This window comes from Mycoplasma enhydrae, from assembly GCF_025779955.1.
GTDB classification, from domain to species: domain Bacteria; phylum Bacillota_I; class Bacilli_A; order Mycoplasmatales; family Metamycoplasmataceae; genus Metamycoplasma; species Metamycoplasma enhydrae.
Genome location: NZ_JAOXHI010000003.1, coordinates 26,369 through 43,711, shown reverse-complemented (window position 1 = coordinate 43,711; position 17,343 = coordinate 26,369). Strand labels below are relative to the sequence as shown.

Annotated in this window: 17 protein-coding genes; 12 read left to right on the top strand and 5 right to left on the bottom strand. The window is 25.6% G+C overall.

What is annotated here, in order from left to right; all coding sequences use genetic code 4:
* Position 1 precedes the first annotated feature (1 nt).
* A complete protein-coding gene (locus tag OF364_RS01345) occupies positions 2–430 on the bottom strand; it encodes a bis(5'-nucleosyl)-tetraphosphatase (RefSeq protein ID WP_205851064.1) in 429 nt (142 codons plus the stop codon).
* Between the two features lie 29 nt (positions 431–459).
* Positions 460–966, bottom strand: a complete 507-nt coding sequence (locus OF364_RS01340; protein ID WP_263773995.1) for a hypothetical protein — start codon at positions 964–966, stop codon at positions 460–462.
* A gap of 135 nt (positions 967–1,101) precedes the next feature.
* Here OF364_RS01340 and dnaX point away from each other — a divergent pair, with 135 nt between their 5' ends.
* From dnaX to rsmI, 6 genes are read left to right on the top strand one after another with little or no spacing between them, the layout of a single operon-like run.
* On the top strand, positions 1,102–3,105 hold the full coding sequence (dnaX, locus tag OF364_RS01335; RefSeq protein ID WP_263773994.1) for a DNA polymerase III subunit gamma/tau: 2,004 nt from the start codon (positions 1,102–1,104) through the stop codon (positions 3,103–3,105).
* Positions 3,106–3,118: 13 nt separating this feature from the next.
* Positions 3,119–3,412, top strand: a complete 294-nt coding sequence (locus OF364_RS01330) for a YbaB/EbfC family nucleoid-associated protein (protein WP_205851061.1) — start codon at positions 3,119–3,121, stop codon at positions 3,410–3,412.
* Positions 3,412–4,002, top strand: coding sequence for a toprim domain-containing protein (locus OF364_RS01325; RefSeq protein WP_263752425.1), 591 nt, complete (start codon positions 3,412–3,414; stop codon positions 4,000–4,002). Before OF364_RS01330 ends, OF364_RS01325 begins: the two co-directional genes overlap by 1 nt.
* Positions 4,003–4,668, top strand: coding sequence for a dTMP kinase (gene tmk, locus OF364_RS01320; protein WP_263773993.1), 666 nt, complete (start codon positions 4,003–4,005; stop codon positions 4,666–4,668).
* 2 nt (positions 4,669–4,670) lie between these two features.
* Positions 4,671–5,543, top strand: coding sequence for a DNA polymerase III (locus OF364_RS01315; protein WP_205851059.1), 873 nt, complete (start codon positions 4,671–4,673; stop codon positions 5,541–5,543).
* Positions 5,536–6,270, top strand: coding sequence for a 16S rRNA (cytidine(1402)-2'-O)-methyltransferase (gene rsmI / locus OF364_RS01310; RefSeq protein WP_205851058.1), 735 nt, complete (start codon positions 5,536–5,538; stop codon positions 6,268–6,270). The genes OF364_RS01315 and rsmI overlap by 8 nt, the downstream gene beginning before the upstream one ends.
* An 86-nt stretch (positions 6,271–6,356) precedes the next feature.
* Here rsmI and rpsT read toward each other — a convergent pair whose 3' ends face one another.
* Entirely contained in the window at positions 6,357–6,620 is a 264-nt protein-coding gene (gene rpsT, locus OF364_RS01305) for a 30S ribosomal protein S20 (protein ID WP_205851057.1), read from the bottom strand.
* A gap of 129 nt (positions 6,621–6,749) precedes the next feature.
* On the opposite strand from rpsT, the gene OF364_RS01300 reads away from it, so the two are divergent.
* The 3 genes from OF364_RS01300 (at position 6,750) to OF364_RS01290 (ending at position 8,886) form a co-directional block, all read left to right on the top strand.
* Positions 6,750–7,481, top strand: coding sequence for a M48 metallopeptidase family protein (locus OF364_RS01300; protein WP_263773991.1), 732 nt, complete (start codon positions 6,750–6,752; stop codon positions 7,479–7,481).
* Between the two features lie 14 nt (positions 7,482–7,495).
* Complete coding sequence (locus OF364_RS01295; RefSeq protein WP_205851055.1) at positions 7,496–8,122, top strand: NERD domain-containing protein; 627 nt, start codon at positions 7,496–7,498, stop codon at positions 8,120–8,122.
* 206 nt (positions 8,123–8,328) lie between these two features.
* Positions 8,329–8,886, top strand: coding sequence for a hypothetical protein (locus OF364_RS01290; RefSeq protein ID WP_263773990.1), 558 nt, complete (start codon positions 8,329–8,331; stop codon positions 8,884–8,886).
* A gap of 91 nt (positions 8,887–8,977) precedes the next feature.
* Here OF364_RS01290 and thrS read toward each other — a convergent pair whose 3' ends face one another.
* Together thrS and trpS are read right to left on the bottom strand one after the other, a co-directional pair.
* A complete protein-coding gene (thrS, locus tag OF364_RS01285; protein ID WP_205851053.1) occupies positions 8,978–10,717 on the bottom strand; it encodes a threonine--tRNA ligase in 1,740 nt (579 codons plus the stop codon).
* Positions 10,704–11,711, bottom strand: coding sequence for a tryptophan--tRNA ligase (gene trpS, locus OF364_RS01280; RefSeq protein WP_263773989.1), 1,008 nt, complete (start codon positions 11,709–11,711; stop codon positions 10,704–10,706). The genes thrS and trpS overlap by 14 nt, the downstream gene beginning before the upstream one ends.
* 269 nt (positions 11,712–11,980) lie before the next feature.
* Between trpS and OF364_RS01275 the strand changes: the two genes are divergently transcribed.
* The 3 genes from OF364_RS01275 to OF364_RS01265 are packed head-to-tail and all read left to right on the top strand — an operon-like array spanning position 11,981 to position 17,339.
* Entirely contained in the window at positions 11,981–12,346 is a 366-nt protein-coding gene (locus OF364_RS01275; RefSeq protein WP_205851051.1) for a PTS glucose transporter subunit IIB, read from the top strand.
* Positions 12,346–16,251: a DEAD/DEAH box helicase gene (locus OF364_RS01270; RefSeq protein ID WP_263773988.1), complete on the top strand. Its 3,906-nt coding sequence runs from the start codon at positions 12,346–12,348 to the stop codon at positions 16,249–16,251. The genes OF364_RS01275 and OF364_RS01270 overlap by 1 nt, the downstream gene beginning before the upstream one ends.
* Positions 16,251–17,339: a hypothetical protein gene (locus OF364_RS01265; protein ID WP_263752434.1), complete on the top strand. Its 1,089-nt coding sequence runs from the start codon at positions 16,251–16,253 to the stop codon at positions 17,337–17,339. The genes OF364_RS01270 and OF364_RS01265 overlap by 1 nt, the downstream gene beginning before the upstream one ends.
* Positions 17,340–17,343: the final 4 nt, after the last annotated feature.

The window sequence follows — 17,343 nt, the reverse complement described above, 5'->3', positions numbered from 1 at the left end:
TTTATTTTTTGTAATTTCAATAATGATTAATGTAATGATTAATAGCTTTTTCAAGAATTTCACGATTGTTGTCATGAATAATTCGATTAACTAAAGCTTCTTCAACATTAACTCATTCGACAACATCAATTTCTTCGATTTGATTTTTTAAATCAAAGCTTTTTGGTTTAGCTAGGAAAAAAACGACTTTTTTACTTGTTCCCTTAAATGGCGAGTATTGAGAAGTTTCTCTAAAACCATCAAGAATTTCTACATCAATATTAGTTTCTTCTTTTGTTTCTCGAATTGCAGTTTCTATTTCAGTTTCATCTTTTTCAACATGTCCTTTAGGAAAACTTCAATGACCTGCTTTTTGTTGAACTAAAAGTACATATAATTTAGATTCAATATTTTTAAGCACAATTAGACCACACGATTTTTCATATCTCATTTTATGTAACCTCCTTTAAATCAAAAGACTTAGTTTTTCTTTTTTAAAACAATATTAATAGTTAATATTACTAATGAAGCTGCTATAGTAATTGAATTAAAAAAGTAAAATAAGTTTTTTGAAATATCAAAATAATTTCTAACTTGTTGAGCACGTTCGCTATCTTTTTTATCAATAGCACTAATTAAACTTTGCCTAAATGAATTTAAGGTCAACACTAAAGCAATAAAAGTAATAATACATACCAAAATAACTATAATTAAAGCAAAATTAATTCTAAAAAGTTTTGCTTTTTGATAATGTTGTCTATCTTTGAAAACACTAAAAAAACTATAAATATCAAAAGCAAAAATTATGCATGTCAAAACCAAAACAGTTACAATTCCAAAAAATACTGAATTGGTTAAATCAATTTTCATGAAATATATAGCAATAACTAAAAAAACACTAATAATAAAAGCAATAATGCTAAAAGTAAAGTGATTGTAAAAATTTCTACGCTGTTCTTTGCTAAATACCTTGTCTATTTTATTCATACATAAATTATTATAAACTTAATTAGAATTTAGGCACTTTATTTGTATTTTATTTTAATGCTATGCCTAAAAAAATAAGTTTTAATTTTGCCATAGTTTAATTTGGTAAAATATAAATATTATTTAGGAGGTCTAATGTCATTAACTAATAAATATCAGGCTCTATATCGTCAATATCGCCCTAAGAACTTTGATGAAGTCTATGGACAGGAACATATTGTTAATACACTAAAAAATATTCTTAAGGAAAATAAGTTAACGCACGCCTATTTATTCTGCGGTCCGCATGGAAATGGTAAAACATCGACTGCTAAAATTTTTGCTAACGCAATAAATTGTGTTGATCGTGTAAATGAAAATCCTTGTGGAAAATGTATTGAGTTTATTGATAGAAATATGGATATTATTGAAATAGATGCAGCTTCAAACACGGGAATTGAAGATATTAGACAACTTAAAGAAAAAATTAAACATTTACCTACAAATAGTAAATATAAAATTTACATTATCGATGAAATTCATATGTTATCTAAAGGCGCATTTAATGCCTTATTAAAAACTTTAGAAGAGCCTCCTAAACATGTAATATTTATTTTAGCAACTACAGATCCGCAAAAAATACCACTAACTATATTAAGTCGTGTTCAAAGATTTAATTTCAAAAAAATTGATCGTGAAATATTACACAAACAGCTAGAATATATTTTTAATAAGGAAAACATTAAAGCCTCTTCTGGAGCGATTAAATTGTTAGTTGACTTAGGTAATGGAAGTTTTAGAGATACTCTAAGTATTGCTGACCAAGTGGCTATTTATTGCGCTAACGAAGAAATAATTCAGCAAGCAATAGAAAATCTATATGGCATAGTTGATTTTAATAATATATGAACTATGATTAAGTTAATTTATGAAAACGAATATAAATTATTAGTTGAAAAATTTAGTTATTTAATTGAAAACGGAGCAAGTGTTGAAAAGATTGCTTTACAAATATTTAAGACTTTAAAAGATTATGTGGTTTTCAAAAAAACTAATGATGAAAAACTATTAGAATATGCTTCCAAAGAGTCGTTTTTAAGCTTTGATATTAAAGATGATATTTTGTTTAAATATATTGAATATATTACTGAAGCAATTAAAGAAATTAATTATAGTGATTTGCCAAAACAAGTAATGGAAATATACCTTCTAAAAATGGCATCTTATCAATCTAAAACTTCAAGTCATGATTTAAATATTAATTATAAAAATAATTCTTCAAGTTTGGGCAATCAAGGTACTCCTAATGAAAATGATTTTAAAATTGTTAATGAAGCAATTTTAAATGAACAAGAGGAAGAAGAACAAACTAAAGATACTAAAAACAATGCTAAAGACTTTAATTCAGTTTTTAATTTAGCTAGCATATCAAATTCATATAATACTCAAAGTGAAATAACGTTTAATAATAAACCAAAAATGGATGACCTCGGTATTAATGAAGAAAATTTGGACAAAATACTAGAAAAAACTTCTGAAATATTGGTGGCAGATACCACTAAAGAATATGAAAATGACGATATTCTAAATGAAATAATAACAAGTGAATTTTCTAATGATATTTCTGAATCAAAAAATGATGTAGAAATTTTAACACCTGAAATTGCTCAAAATGATGTTGATAATTTAGCTTTTATTTATCAATATGTTAAGAAAAAAATGTACAACTACAACAATGATAAAGTAGCTAAGTTTGATGAAATTAACTACAATATGCTGGAAACAAAAATATCACCAGAATTAAGTCATTTAAAAGAACTTTTATCGGGATTTAAAATTTTTCTTTCTTTAGATCAATTGATTGTACTAAAATCACCTGATATTATTAAAGTTCATCAATTGAATTTAAAAAGAAAAGATTCACAATTAATGGAGGCTTTATATAGTATTTTCAATCGTTATGTAAATGTTATTGCTGTAACATATGAGCAATTGGAAAAAGCTATTGAAAATTGTAAGTTAAATTGAAAAAATAAAATCAATGAACAACAACCACTATTAGATTTACCTAATTTAGACAAATATAAAAATAAATCAACACCTTCTATTGAATATGCTAAAAAATTATTTGGTGATGCTGTAAAAGAACCAAAAGAATAATGGAGAAATAATAATGAATATAAACGAAATGTTAAAAAATGCCAAAAGAATTCAAGGTGAAATGGAAAAAGATGAACAAGAAGTTTCAAAAACAATTTTCACTGTTGAAAAACAAGGTATAACAGTTACTATGAATGGTGAAAGAAAAATCACTAAGATAGAAATTAATGAAGCTTTAATCGATCCTGAAGATCCTGAATTAGTTCAAGACTTAGTTATGATTGCTGTTAATGAAGCGATTGATAAGGTTCAAGAAGCATATGATAAAATTGCTGAAAAATACTCAAATACAGGAATGCCATTTTAATGGATAAAAAAATTGATGAAATTGTAGGTTTATTAAAAAAAATTCCCGGAATTTCAATTCGCCAGGCTAATAAAATCATAAATTTTTTCTTAGATAATGACGTTGATGAATCAAAAGAATTATTTAACAAAATAATTGAATTAGCTTCTCAAACTACTAAATGTATCCAATGCTTAGCTTATACAAATAAGGAATTATGTGATATTTGCTCTGATAAAAGCCGGCAAAAAAAGTTATATGTTGTTTCAACAAATAACGATATTAATAAATTTGAGCAATTAGATATCCCTAAGGGAAAATACTTTATTTTTAATGAATTAGTAGATTTAAAAAATGTTAGTGAAAAATTTGAACTTAAACTTAAAAAATTATTTGAACTATCGAAACAATTTGACGAAATTATTCTAGCTCTTAATTCTGACTTTAATGGTCAAATAACAATGCGTTATATTGAAAAGAAATTAAGAGACGAGCTAAAATATTACAATGTTTATCAACTATCAATTGGAATACCATTCGGAATGTCAATCGATGCAGTTGATTTAATAACACTAAAACAATCAATCTTAAATAAAAAGAAAATAAACTAAATGAATAATAAAAGGAATGAGGAAGATATGAACAAAGCAAAATTTATAGCAATTGAAGGAATGGATGGTTCTGGTAAATCAACTATTATTGACATGTTAAAAAATGAATTAATTAACAAAAACTTAATAGATAATTTCGTTTTTACACGTGAACCAGGCTCTGCTTTTTCAAAAGAAGCTGAAAAAATCAGGCAATTAATCTTAGATAATGAAAACTCTTTTAGTTCAATGGTGGATGCTTTGTTATTTGCTACAAGCAGAAGACTTAATTTAGAAAAAGGAATTTTGCTAGCTTTAAAAGATAATAAACATGTCATATCAGATAGATATACAACTTCCTCATATGTTTATCAAGGAATTTTAGGTGATGTTGGTCTTGAAAATGTAGAAATAATTAATAAAATTGCTACAAGTTCAACTGAACCTGATTTAATTATTTTCTTTGACTTAGAGCCAGCGCTTTCAGTTGAAAGAATTACTAAAATGCGTGAAGGTATGGATAGATTAGAAACATCAGATATATCATATTATGTTTCTTTAAGAAAAGCGTATCAAAAAGTTATTGCTAAAAATCCTGAAAGATACCGTATTGTAGATGCTAATTGTTCAATAATCGAATTATTCCAAAAAATTATTAATATTTTAAAAGAAGAAAAAGTATTGTAATTATGGTTTCAAAAAATTTTGAAAGAATAATTAATAATTCAATTAGTAAAAATAAGCTTAGTCAGGTGTTTTTATTATCATCAAAAGAGATGGATTCTTTTGATGAATATATTCTTTATTTTATTAATAAAATAAATGGTGAAAATATTACTTCTCTAAAAGATATAAAATTTGGTGAACTATATTTTATTATTGGTCAAAACAAAACATCATTAACCAAAGATTCAGTTTTAGGTGCAATAAATGATGTTTCTGAAACTAGTAATTTAAATCCTAATAAAAGAAAATTTTTAATAATTAACAATGTTGAAAATGGTAGTTTGCAATCATTAAACGGCTTACTAAAATTTTTAGAAAACCCTCCTCAAAACACCATTGTTTTAATGACATGTAATTACATATCACAAGTACTTAAAACAATTAAATCGAGAGCTTTAATAATTGAAATTTATAATACAATTTTAAGTGAAATTGATTCACATAAACCCTATAATAGCTTTTTTAGTCAAACAAATAGTGAATACAATGAAGAATCAATTAGTTTATTTGATAAATTAGCTAACTCAATATCTGAATCTTATAAAAATCCTCAAACTTTTTTAAATTTAATTGTTCAAACACTAGACTATAGCAATAAAGAAGTTTTTTTAAACTTTATGAATTTAGTTTTTAATGATATTTATCGTATTAAAAAAGGTCTAAAAAAAATGACAATTTTAAAAAACCACAAAATTTCTCAAACGGATTTTGATTATGTTCCGATATATAAAATAATTAAGCTGATAGAAAATGTGAAAAAAAATTTAAATAAATCAGCTAATTTTAATTTACAAAAAAGCTATTTATTAGTGGAACTGGAGAAATACTATGGCTAATAAACTGTCAATAGTTGGAACTCCTATTGGAAACTTAGAAGATATAAGTTTTCGAGCCATTAGAGTTTTAAAGGAGGCTGATATGATCTTGTGTGAGGACACTAGATTAAGCCAAAGACTATTAAACCATTATGATATTAAAAATAAAAAGCTGATTTCATATCATAAATTTAATGAACGCCAAATTACTTCTAAAATAATTGATTTAGTTAAAGATCGCAATGTAGCTTTAATATCTGATGCTGGAATGCCTTGCATTTCTGACCCAGGATTTAATTTGATATCTGAAGCAAAAAAACATCATATATTTATTGATGTAATTGGCGGTCCGACTGCTATGATTCATGCTTTTATCAAATCAAATTTAGGCTCCAGTTTTAGCTTTTTAGGTTTTTTAAAAGATAAATCTGGAGAGAGACAAAATCAATTGAAAAAATTGTCAGAAGGAGTTTATGTTTCGTACATTTCACCTTACAAATTACTGGCAACATTAGATGATTTTAATGAAGTATTTGGCTCAGAAGCACAGTTATATTTATGCAAAGAATTAACCAAAATTCATGAACAAGATTTTGAAGGTACAGCAGCTGAAATTAAAAATATGCTAAATGACCAAAATCTTAAGGGTGAATTTGTATTGGTATTCTTAATCAAAAAACCAAAAACCAAAAAAGTTAATAAATATGAATCTCTAAAAAATAAACAAAAAACATCAGATTTAGAATAAATTATCTTATTAAAGATAACTATTTGATCTGATGTTTTTTAATTAAAAGATAATTTACTTGATTTTAAAATTCATTATTGAGTAAATTAATTATTTTCTTTAGCAATAAACGCATCTAAACGGCTAGCTTTTCTTGCACCATTATTTTGGTGTAATACACCCTTAGAAACGGCTTTATCAATTTCGTGGTGTGCTTTAGCAACTAATTCAGCAGTCTTTTCATTTTTAGATTGTGCAGCTAATTTAGCTTTTTTGATAGCAGTTCTAACTGTTGATTTAATAGCTGAGTTGCGTTCATTTGCCTTTTTATTAGATAATATTGCTTTTTGTTTTGATTTAATATTTGCCATTTTTTGCCTTTCTTGCTAAAAATAAATTAGCATACATAATTTTACACATTTTTTTTGCTTTTTAAACACTTTTTGCTTATTATTACTATTTTTTTGTAAATAACTTTAATTTATATAAAATTAATAATTATGAAAAGCGTTTCTGAAATCATAAAAAGGACAGTTGATGGAAAAGAGTATGAAATTCAAGTGTTTTATACTAAAGCTAAAAATGTTTATTTAACTTATGACAATGGAATTTTTAGTCTTAGAGGTGCTTTTTATAATTTGTCAGGACCCTTGTTTGAAACTTTTTTAATTAAATCGATGAAAAAGCAGATTAAAAAAGAAGGTTTTAAAAAAACCTATGGTTCAAAGCAAAAATTAGGAATCGATTTTGATAATCAAACATTTTATTATTTCGGTCAAAAAGTCAACTTTAGCATTAATGATTATTCAATATCTATTTTTTCAAGTGAGAACGAACTAATTGATTACATCAAAAAACCCAAAAATAAAAACACCGTTTTAGAAATAACCTCTTTAATTAATAATCATACTGATAAAAAACTAAAAATGATTTTTGAAAAGTACGCTAATGAAGCTAGTTTATTGATTTTGAAAACTTATGAAAAACTGACATTTATCGTAAGAAATAAAAAAAATACTTGAGCAACAATTAATACTTCTAATAATAAAATTAACATTAATTCTGATTTAAAATATTTTTCTGAAGATTTAATTAAATATGTTGCATACCATGAAATTGCACACAAATTAGAGCACAATCATGGTCCAAAATTTTGAAACATTGTAAAAAAATTCATTTCAGATTACAAAATTAAAATTTTTAAGCTAAATAACTATATTATTGATAAGTAAAGGAATTCTAAATTATGGACAAACAACTAATTATTATAATTTGCGTGTGTGTTATTGTAGCTGCTCTTGTAATAACTGTTGCCACTTTACTCATCCTTAAAAAAATTAAACAAAAGAAAAAAGCCAAACTTAACCCCGATTCTTCAGATCAAGTTGATTTAATTTCTGAATTATCCAAAATTTCAAATTTAGTTTCTAATAATAAATATTTATCCAAATCAAATTATTCTAATGCTTCTAAAACATTTGAATCTGGTCTAATTATGGTTAATAGTTTTGGCTTATTTGTAATTAATGAATTTAATTATGAAGGCAAAATGATTGAAGGAAGTTTTGGCAATCGTGAATGATATATCACAAGACCAAGAGCAAAATACTATATTTATAATCCACTGTGAAAACTAAACAAAAACATTAAAGATTTGATACCTATTTTGCCTAATAATTTGCCAATAGTCGGTATTCTTGTTTTTAATCAAATTAATAATTTTGAAATTCACAACTCACCTTCACATTTAACATACACAACACTTGATAATTTCTATGAAACTTTTTATCAAATCAAAAAGAATTTGAAGCCTATATTAAGTACTGAAAACGTTGATAAAATAATTGATTTATTGAAGTATAGAAGTTCATAATTTATTGTTTAATATATTGAAAAAACATTGAAGCGACATTGAAAAACACTGAAAAAATGAATAAAAATTCAAAAAAAAGCCCCAAAAATGCTAAAACGGAAGTTTTTAGCGTTTTTTTTAATAAATTAAGCAATTAATATTCTAAAATTATTGTTATGTATGTATCGCGTTGATAAACATATAGATTAATTATTTAGGAGAATAAAATGGCAAAAAGCACATTAGAAAAATACTATATCTCTGAAAAATTTGATAAAAATAGAAATATTACTTTCAACTTTAAAAAAGCTAATCAAAAAATTTCAGGAAGCTTCCCAGATTTTAAAGATGCAGTTTCTGAATTTATCAGAGTAAGTGAAAAAACCAAAAACGAAACTCGTGTTTGATTCCACAGAGATGGAGCATACCGAGGAAGTGTTAATATTGAAAAAGCTCAAATTATCTTAGCAACACTATCTAAAGAAAAAGTAGCTAATGAAAATGTTATTGAATATCTAGAAAAACAAGAATTGGTTGATAAACCAACTGTTAAAAAAAGAACAGTGACAACAATTGTAGAAGAAACAATTGAACAACCAGTAGTAGCTCAAACAAAAACAACTCCAGTTCCAGTGGCAGTTTCAGAAACTAAACCAGCATCTTGCGACCAAGCACATGCTAAAAGAAGACAACAAAAAACATTTTGAACAATGTTTACAATTTTGGCAGTATTAATTGTAATTAACATTATTTTAATTGCTCTACGTATTGCTAAAGTTTACTAAAAATATATTTTGATCTCTAGTTCTTTAATAGAAAGGAGATCTTTTTTAATTGAATCAAAAATCAGATGTAGATAGTTACACCTGATTTTTTCTATTTAAGATTACATTTTAAATCATAGATTTTTTTCAAAAATTCATCTTTTGTATAAGTTGTTGTTTTTTCACTGCCGTATTCTCTGACTGCAAATGAATTATTATCTATTTCTTGTTGACCAATTACAATAATAAATTTTGTTTTTTGAATTTGTGCTTCTCTTATTTTTTTATTAATTCTTTCATGTCTTAAATCAACATTTACATTTATATCTAAATCAATAAACTCTTCATATAATTTCTGACAATACTCATTTTGATTATCGCTTATTGGTAATATTGTAACTTGTCTAGGACTTAGTCAGTATGGTAATACACCTTTAGTTTGCTCTAGCAAAGTGGCTATAAATCTTTCATAAGTACCAATTAGACCTCTATGAATTAATACAGGTCTTTGTAATTGTTCTTTATCATCAACGTATTTCATATCAAACTTTTGTGGCAATAAAAAGTCTAATTGTAATGTTGACATTGTGATTATTCTATTAAGCACTGTTTTAACTTGGAAATCCACCTTAGGACCATAGAAAGCTGCTTCTCCGATAAATTCCTTGTATTCAATTTTAAGCTCTTTTAAAACCTCACGTAAGTCATTTTCAGCCTTATTTCACATCTTATCATCTTTAAAAAACTTAGTTTCATCTTTAGGGTCTCTTAAAGATAAAGAAACGTGGTCGATTTCAATTGAAAAATCTTTTAAAGCTTGAAGTATCATTTTGTATAAATGCTTAAATTCATCTTTAATTTGGTCAGTTCTAACAAATACGTGTCCTTCAGTTAAATCCATTGATCTAACACGTTCTAGTCCGCTTAAAGCACCTGATTTTTCATAACGATATAATCTTGATTGTTCTGAATATCTAATTGGTAAATCACGATATGATCTTCTTGTAGAATTAAATAAAATTATATGATGTGGACAAGTCATAGGTCTTGCCACTAACATCTCATTATCCATTTTAATCGGCTTGAACATTGTATCTTGATAATGGTCTCAGTGACCACTCATTTCATATAATTTCTTTTCACCAAAATGCGGAGTTAAAACTTCATTGAAACCAAACTTTTTATCAAGCTTAAGTACATAATTTCTAATAGAATTATGTATTTTCATACCATCTTCTAATCAAATTGGCAAACCTTGTCCACTTAAATTATTAAAAGTGAATATATTTAATTCTTTACCAATTTTTCGATGATCTCTTTCTTTTCTTTCTTGCAAAATCTCCAAGTATTTTTCTAAGTCTTCTTTTGATTCTCAAGAAGTACCATAGATACGAGTTAACATTTTGTTATTTGAATCGCCTCTTCAATAAGCGCCAGCTGTTGATAATAATTTGAAGTGTTTAATTTCTTTTGTGTTTTCGACATGTCCACCAGCACACAGGTCAGTAAATAAAATTTCATTTGTTTTAGGATGAATAAACTGAAAAAAAGTTATTTGTTTTTTTTCTTTACTAAATTCATCGAATAATTCTTTTTTATAAGGTTGGTTATCAAAATTAAAATGTTCGATTCCTACTTGTTTAGTATCATATCCTTGCTCTGCCATTTTTTTCATTAATTTTTCAATTCTTGGCAAGTCTGATTCTAAAATAGGTTGTTCAAATTCAAAATCATAATAAAAACCTTCTTCAATAGAGGGGCCTATTGCTAGTTTAGTATTTGGATATAATTTTAAAATAGCAGCAGCCAGTAAATGGCTGGTTGAATGATTTAATTTACTATTTGCTTTCATTATTTAAACCTAAACCTTTCATTAATTTAATTAGATTTTTATTTGCTATTTTAGAAGCATTTTTAGCACCCTTTATAGCTTCTTCATTTACTTTTAGTATAGTTTGTTTATATTTTTCTTGAATATTTTCTAAAAAGGATTTAACTTCTAAACCTACAGCTTGTTTGAATTCTCCATAGTTATTATTTTCAAACAATTTAACTGATTCTTCTAAAGATATATCTTTTAGAGCTGAATATATTGTTAACAAGTTCTTAATACCCGGTTTATCATCTGATAAATAAATTTTGCCTTCAGAATCAGTCACAGCTTTTAATATTTTTTTGTAAGCTTTATTTGGATCATCCAATAAATAAATTGAAGCTTTTTCATTAATATCTGATTTTGACATTTTTTTAGTAGGTTCAATCAAAGACATTATTTTTGCCCCTACTTCAGGAATAAAAGGTTCAGGAACTTTAAAATCTAATTTAAATTTATTATTTAATCTTTGAGCGAGATTTCTTGTTAATTCAACATGTTGTTTTTGGTCAATTCCCACAGGAACTAAATCAGCATCATATAGCAATATATCACCTACCATTAATGTAGGATACATTAATAAACCTGTAGGGATTGTTTCCATACCATTAGATGATTTTACCTTAGAAGATTTATCTTTAAATTGGGTCATTCTTGAAAGTTCACCTATTGTGGTTTGGCTTAAAATTAATCAGTTCATTAATCCATGTTCAAGTACATCAGATTGGAAAAATAGGGTTGTTTTAGATGTATCTATACCACATGCCATAAATAAAGCATAAATATTCTTGCGATTTTCAGCTAAAACATTCGGGTCTATTGGCAATGTTAGAGCATGTAAGTCGGCAATAAAAATATAACTGTCATATTGTTCTTGTAGTTTAACCATGTTTTTAATTGCACCAATGTAATTAGCCAATGTAAGTTTTCCTGTTGCTGTAATTCCGCTCAATAGTCTTTTTTTATTGTTCATCTATTCTCCTTGCTTGTGTTTTAAGATACACTAAAAATAAAGTCACTATTAATTTTATTACTTTTTGGTCTAAAAATTAATATTAATAAATATTAATATCATTTTTTACCAGTATTATCGTATCAGTTTTAAAAAATTAAAATTACTCTAATTTTTTGATAAAAACAACAAAATAAAACCTTGATTTTTAAATAAAGTTGTTTTTGTGCCTTTAATTATAAATTAAAATATAATTTTATAAAGACTTAAAGTGAATTGGGGGTTTAATAGTGAATGGAAAAAATAAATTTTTATACTATTTTTTAATAATAATTACTTTTGGTTTCATACTAATTTATTGAAAGAAAAAATATAGACAAAACAAGCAAAAAGACTACTTATCAAAGAGCACAAAAATAAGTTTTGATTTAGAAGATATGATTAGAAGTTTAGGAGGAAAAGAAAATATAAAATCCACTTCTTCTACTCAAAAAATTCTTAAAATCTTTTTTGATGATAAACAGAAAGTAAATGCTTTAGAACTGAAAAAATTAGATGGTGTAAGTGGCATTGCGCTACAAAGCCAAAGCATATCTTTAGTATTGGGTAACACTGCCAAATATGTAGAAGAGCTTATTAATAATGAGGTAAAATAATGGATTCAAACAACACAAAATATCAAAGTTTAATGGCTAACCTATTAAACATTGATACATATGACTCTTCACTTTTTAGCACAATTGACAATGAAAGATATTTCGATATTTATAAAAATTTTGGTGAAAGTACTTTTGAAGAAATATACAACAAATTTAATTTTAACTGCGTTTTAGCTGAAGCTGCTAATCGTGCCATTGCTGAAAAAGTTAATGAAGCTAAAAACAAAACTGAAATTATTAATATTTTTAAAGATTACAATAAAAGACTTGATGACCATATTTTTAAAATGTTAACCTCTAATTTAGAAAAGGCTAGAAGTTTAATTATTGCTCAACAAGAAACAGAGTTTCAAAAATCAATTGTAAAATGAAAGAAAATTTTAAATAAGGCTCAAAACATAAATATTGAAACTAATATCTGACCATTGCATATTGGCTTTTTTTACATATCAATTAAAACTGAAAATAAAACTATTTATGCTCCTTTATTTTTTAAAGAAATAATGGTTGAAATTAAAAACTCTTTAGTTTATATAAGCTCGAATTCAGATATAAGAGTTAATAGTAAATTAGTAACATTTTTAAACCAAGAAGGTTTTTCACTTGATGTTGATTCTTTTGATTTTTCAGGATTATCTATAAGAGAAGTTTTTGAAAAATTGAAAGAAATATGGTCTCCTTTATTTTCATTACCAGATAACCTAAGACAAGGAATTAAAAATTTAAATGTTGAAAGTATTAAAAACACTTCAATTATGTTCCATTCAGGAATTGTTTTAGGATTCTTTAATGTATCATCTGGTTATTTATGAAACCAAATGAAAAAAATTATTGAAAATGACGAGTTTGACAAAATACTACAGCCAAATGTAAATAAAAATGTCTATCGTCAAAAAGTGCAAAAAGTAATTTTTGATGATAATTTTAAGTTATTTAAAATTCAAGAAACCAATTATTCACAAGATGTTGCTACAGTTTCTTCATTATATCAAGACACTATTATTTGAGGTCCTCCTGGAACGGGTAAATCTCAAACAATTTCCAATTTAATAACCAATATTATAGCTAGAGGCTATACAGCTCTAGTAGTAAGTCAAAAGAAAGCAGCTCTTGATGTTTTGAAAAACAGAATGAAGAAATTATCAATATTTTGTTTGTTTGCTTTAAATGATAAACACCTAAGACTAGAAACATTTTATGAACCTTTAAAAGAATTTATATATTTAATTGAAAATTATCAAAAAACTGAACGAGAAGAAGGATTTTCAGTTTTTTCAGATGAAGATAAAAATTATGTAGATAATGTTAATTTAATAAAACGAACTCCTAATTTAAATAATATTATTAATTTTTATGCCTCAATAATGAATGGTAACTTTAGTGAAAAAACTTATGATAGTTTAAAACAACTAGATACAAGTTTAAAATACAATTTTTCAAATGTTATAGGTGACCGTAAAGAAATTATTAAACAGTTATATGAACTAAATTTAAAAAAGAAACATTGAATTTTTAGCATTGTGCCTGGAAATATTAAAAGAATGGCTGATGTTTTGTTACAAGATGAATCTTTATTTACTATTGATATCAACCAAGCCTTAAAATATGTAAATTTAGTTACATATGAAGAAATAATGAATTTCTCAGAACAATACAAAAAAATATTGATTTCTAAAACAGTTAAATTAAATGATGATAAAAGATTAACAAAAATTCTTTTGGAAAAAACCTTTGAAAAAATTAACAATTTTAGTGAAGAACAAAAAAGACAGTACACAGCTTTTGCAATGGCAATTAGAATAGGTAGCCTAAAACCTTACAAATTCTTCCATAAACATAAAGAAATGATTAAGTTATTGTTTCCAATTATAGTAACAACCCCTGAACTTGATTTATCAATGTGACAAAAAGAAGAATTTGACTATGCTATATTAGATGAATCATCTCAAGTTTTCTTAGAAAAAGGAATTCCAATTTTATATTTAGCTAAAAGAAAAATTTTGGCAGGAGATAATCAGCAAATGCAACCTACCAGATGGTTTTCAGCATCATATAGCTTTGATGAAGAAGATGATTTTGGTAACATAAAATCATTATTAGATTATGCAATGGTTCTAGGTGTTTATTCTGTTTTATTAGACAAAAATTACCGTTCTAAAAAAGCCACATTAATGACTTTCTCTTCTAAGCATTTCTATGAATCTAAGTTAGATGTTATTGACAATTATGAATTATCTTTAGAAAATGATAAAGCAATAGAAGTTATTCAAGTTGATGGTAAATGAGATAATAGTATGAACGAGCAAGAAGGAAAAACTGTTATCGAATTAGTAAGACAAAATCTATCGAAATACAAGAAAATCATTATTCTGTTATTCAACTCTAAACAACAAGATTATTTAATGAATAATATATTCGGAATAGAACCTGTTTTAGAAGAAGCTTTAATGAATGAACAAATAATAATCAAAAACATTGAAAATGTTCAAGGAGATGAAGCAGATTTAGTTATTATGTCAGTGGTTTATGACAAAAATACTTCATTGCAAAATACATACGTTGCTAGAAATGGTGGTAAAAACGCTTTAAACGTCGCCATTTCAAGAGCGCGTGAAAAAGTAATGGTAGTTAAATCTATATATGCAGAAGATATTGAGATTTCTGAAAAATCTACAGCTGATATGATTATGTTTAGAGACTGGCTAAAATTCTTAGACTTATCTTTAGAACAACAAAAAAATTATCTTGATGAAACTAATGATTTTTTGGCTACAAGAATTCAAGCAATACCTGAAGATTTAAAATTCAAAGTAGACGTAATAGATGATTTAAAGAAATTAATTGTTAATAAACCGGATTTCAGGTTTGAACTAAATTATTCTGTTGGTACTAAAACAATTGACATTGTGTTAATTAATAAAATCAACAAAAAAATGGTTCAGGGCTTTATTTTGGATAATTTTGCTTACAAAAATGATTATCAAAAATATTTAGTATTTATGGATAGTATAAAATTCTTAGAATCAAAAGAATATCCAATTATTTATGTGTCTGAAATTGAATGACCTATTAATAAAGATAAAATCTTTAATTATCTAAGAATGATTATTGAAGAAGAAACTCGTTCGAATGAACAAATTAAAAATCCAATTGACCCACCTTTGTTTGTAACAAAAACGTTAACTATTAATGATGTTGCTTATAAATCAGATGAACCGGTTTCTGATATTAAAATAGAAGATGTAATTTCTGAAAAAGAATCAAATATAGATTCTAGTTCTGAAAGCGATGAAAATAATGATGATTCTGAAGAAATTGATGACTATGCAGTTGATTATTCTCAAGATAAAGCTGAGCTAAGTAAAGAAATAGATTCGTTTGAGGATGAAAATTTAGGTGAAAACCCTGCTGGTGAAGTGGATGAAATGGATGTATTATCAGATGAATTTAAAACAGAAGAGATATCATTTAATAATAATTTTGAAGAACTAAACTCAAATATCTCTGATTCAAATTCAGTGGAATTAGAAGATGATGAAAACGATGATAGTCATAGTAATTTATCTAAAGATATTTTAGAAGAAGAACAGTTAGAATCTAATGAAGAAACTAGTGAATATGAGTATTTTAATTTAGATGGATTGAATAATACTAATGAGAGTACAAAAGAAATTGTCCCTTCAAATTTAGACATGGAAAAAACTACTGAATTAGATTTTAATGAAATTCTTAAAGAAAATAATCTTGAAGAATTACCAACAACTTCTGTATCAGGAGATACTAAAAATATTAAAATTGAAGTTCTTTCAGATATTGATGAAGAAGACACACAAAACATTGATATTTCAGATATTAGTAATGACACAAAAACCACTGAATTTGAGGTGAAAGTAGAGAAATAATGTCTAAAAAAAATAATGAAGATTTCGATTGAGAAGATTCAATAGATAAAGAAATAAGTGACGAAGATAAACTAAAACATAAAGAAGTTGCTAAAAAAGTAGTTAAAGCAGCAAAGATTAAGAAGATTGCTTTTTGAAGCGCAACCGCTGTAGCACTGTCGGCAGTATTAATTACTACTATAGTTGTTATTACAATGAAACCACGTTTCTTACTAACATATTGATATAACAGTGTTCCTCAAGTTATTTATGAAGAATATGACGATTCAAAATATGGAATTATCATTAAAAAAGAAAATATTCAGCTAGATGGAAATCCAGAACAAATAATGACACAACTAACAAATGAAAATGATGATTTAAAAAAATCTAAGGTTTTAAAAGATTACATAAAATTCAGTGATGACAAGCACAATTATTCAGTTCAAGCAAACAATTTTATAATTGATTCAATAACTAAAAAAAGATTATATGTTGATTTGGCATTTAGAAAAAATAGAAGTCAAAAAGTAGAATTTGTTATTAAAAACTTTCCAATCAACACTAAATATGAAACGGTTAAATTTAATGAATCAGCCTTAAAATCTAAAAAACAAGAATTTAGTAAAAAATTTTTAGAAGATATTAAAAGTAAAATTGTATTTAATTTATTTTTACCTATTGATATAACCAAAAATCCGCCAAAAGATAAAGTTATTGAATACAAAAGTCAACTTAAAAATTTTATTGATGAATTTAATCAAAAACAAAAAACTGGTAACTATGATCCAATTAGTTTATCGTGAACCTTAACTAAAGATATACCAATTAATAAGGGAACAAAAAGTATAAAATTACTACCTAATATTGATACTAATAGTAATTTCTTTTTTCCATTAATGCTCATGTCCGAAATAATTTTAGAAAACTTTGATACTGAAAAATGAATTGACAATTCAAAGTTAAAATTCAAAGCTAGATTATTAACTCTTTCTTTAAACACTGAAAGACTAGGTAAATATCGAGCTGAGTATGGAATTTATATAGAGCCATCAGACCAAGAATTTGAATTCTCAGTACCTCTAAAATTTAAAGTATCCAAAAATTAATAAC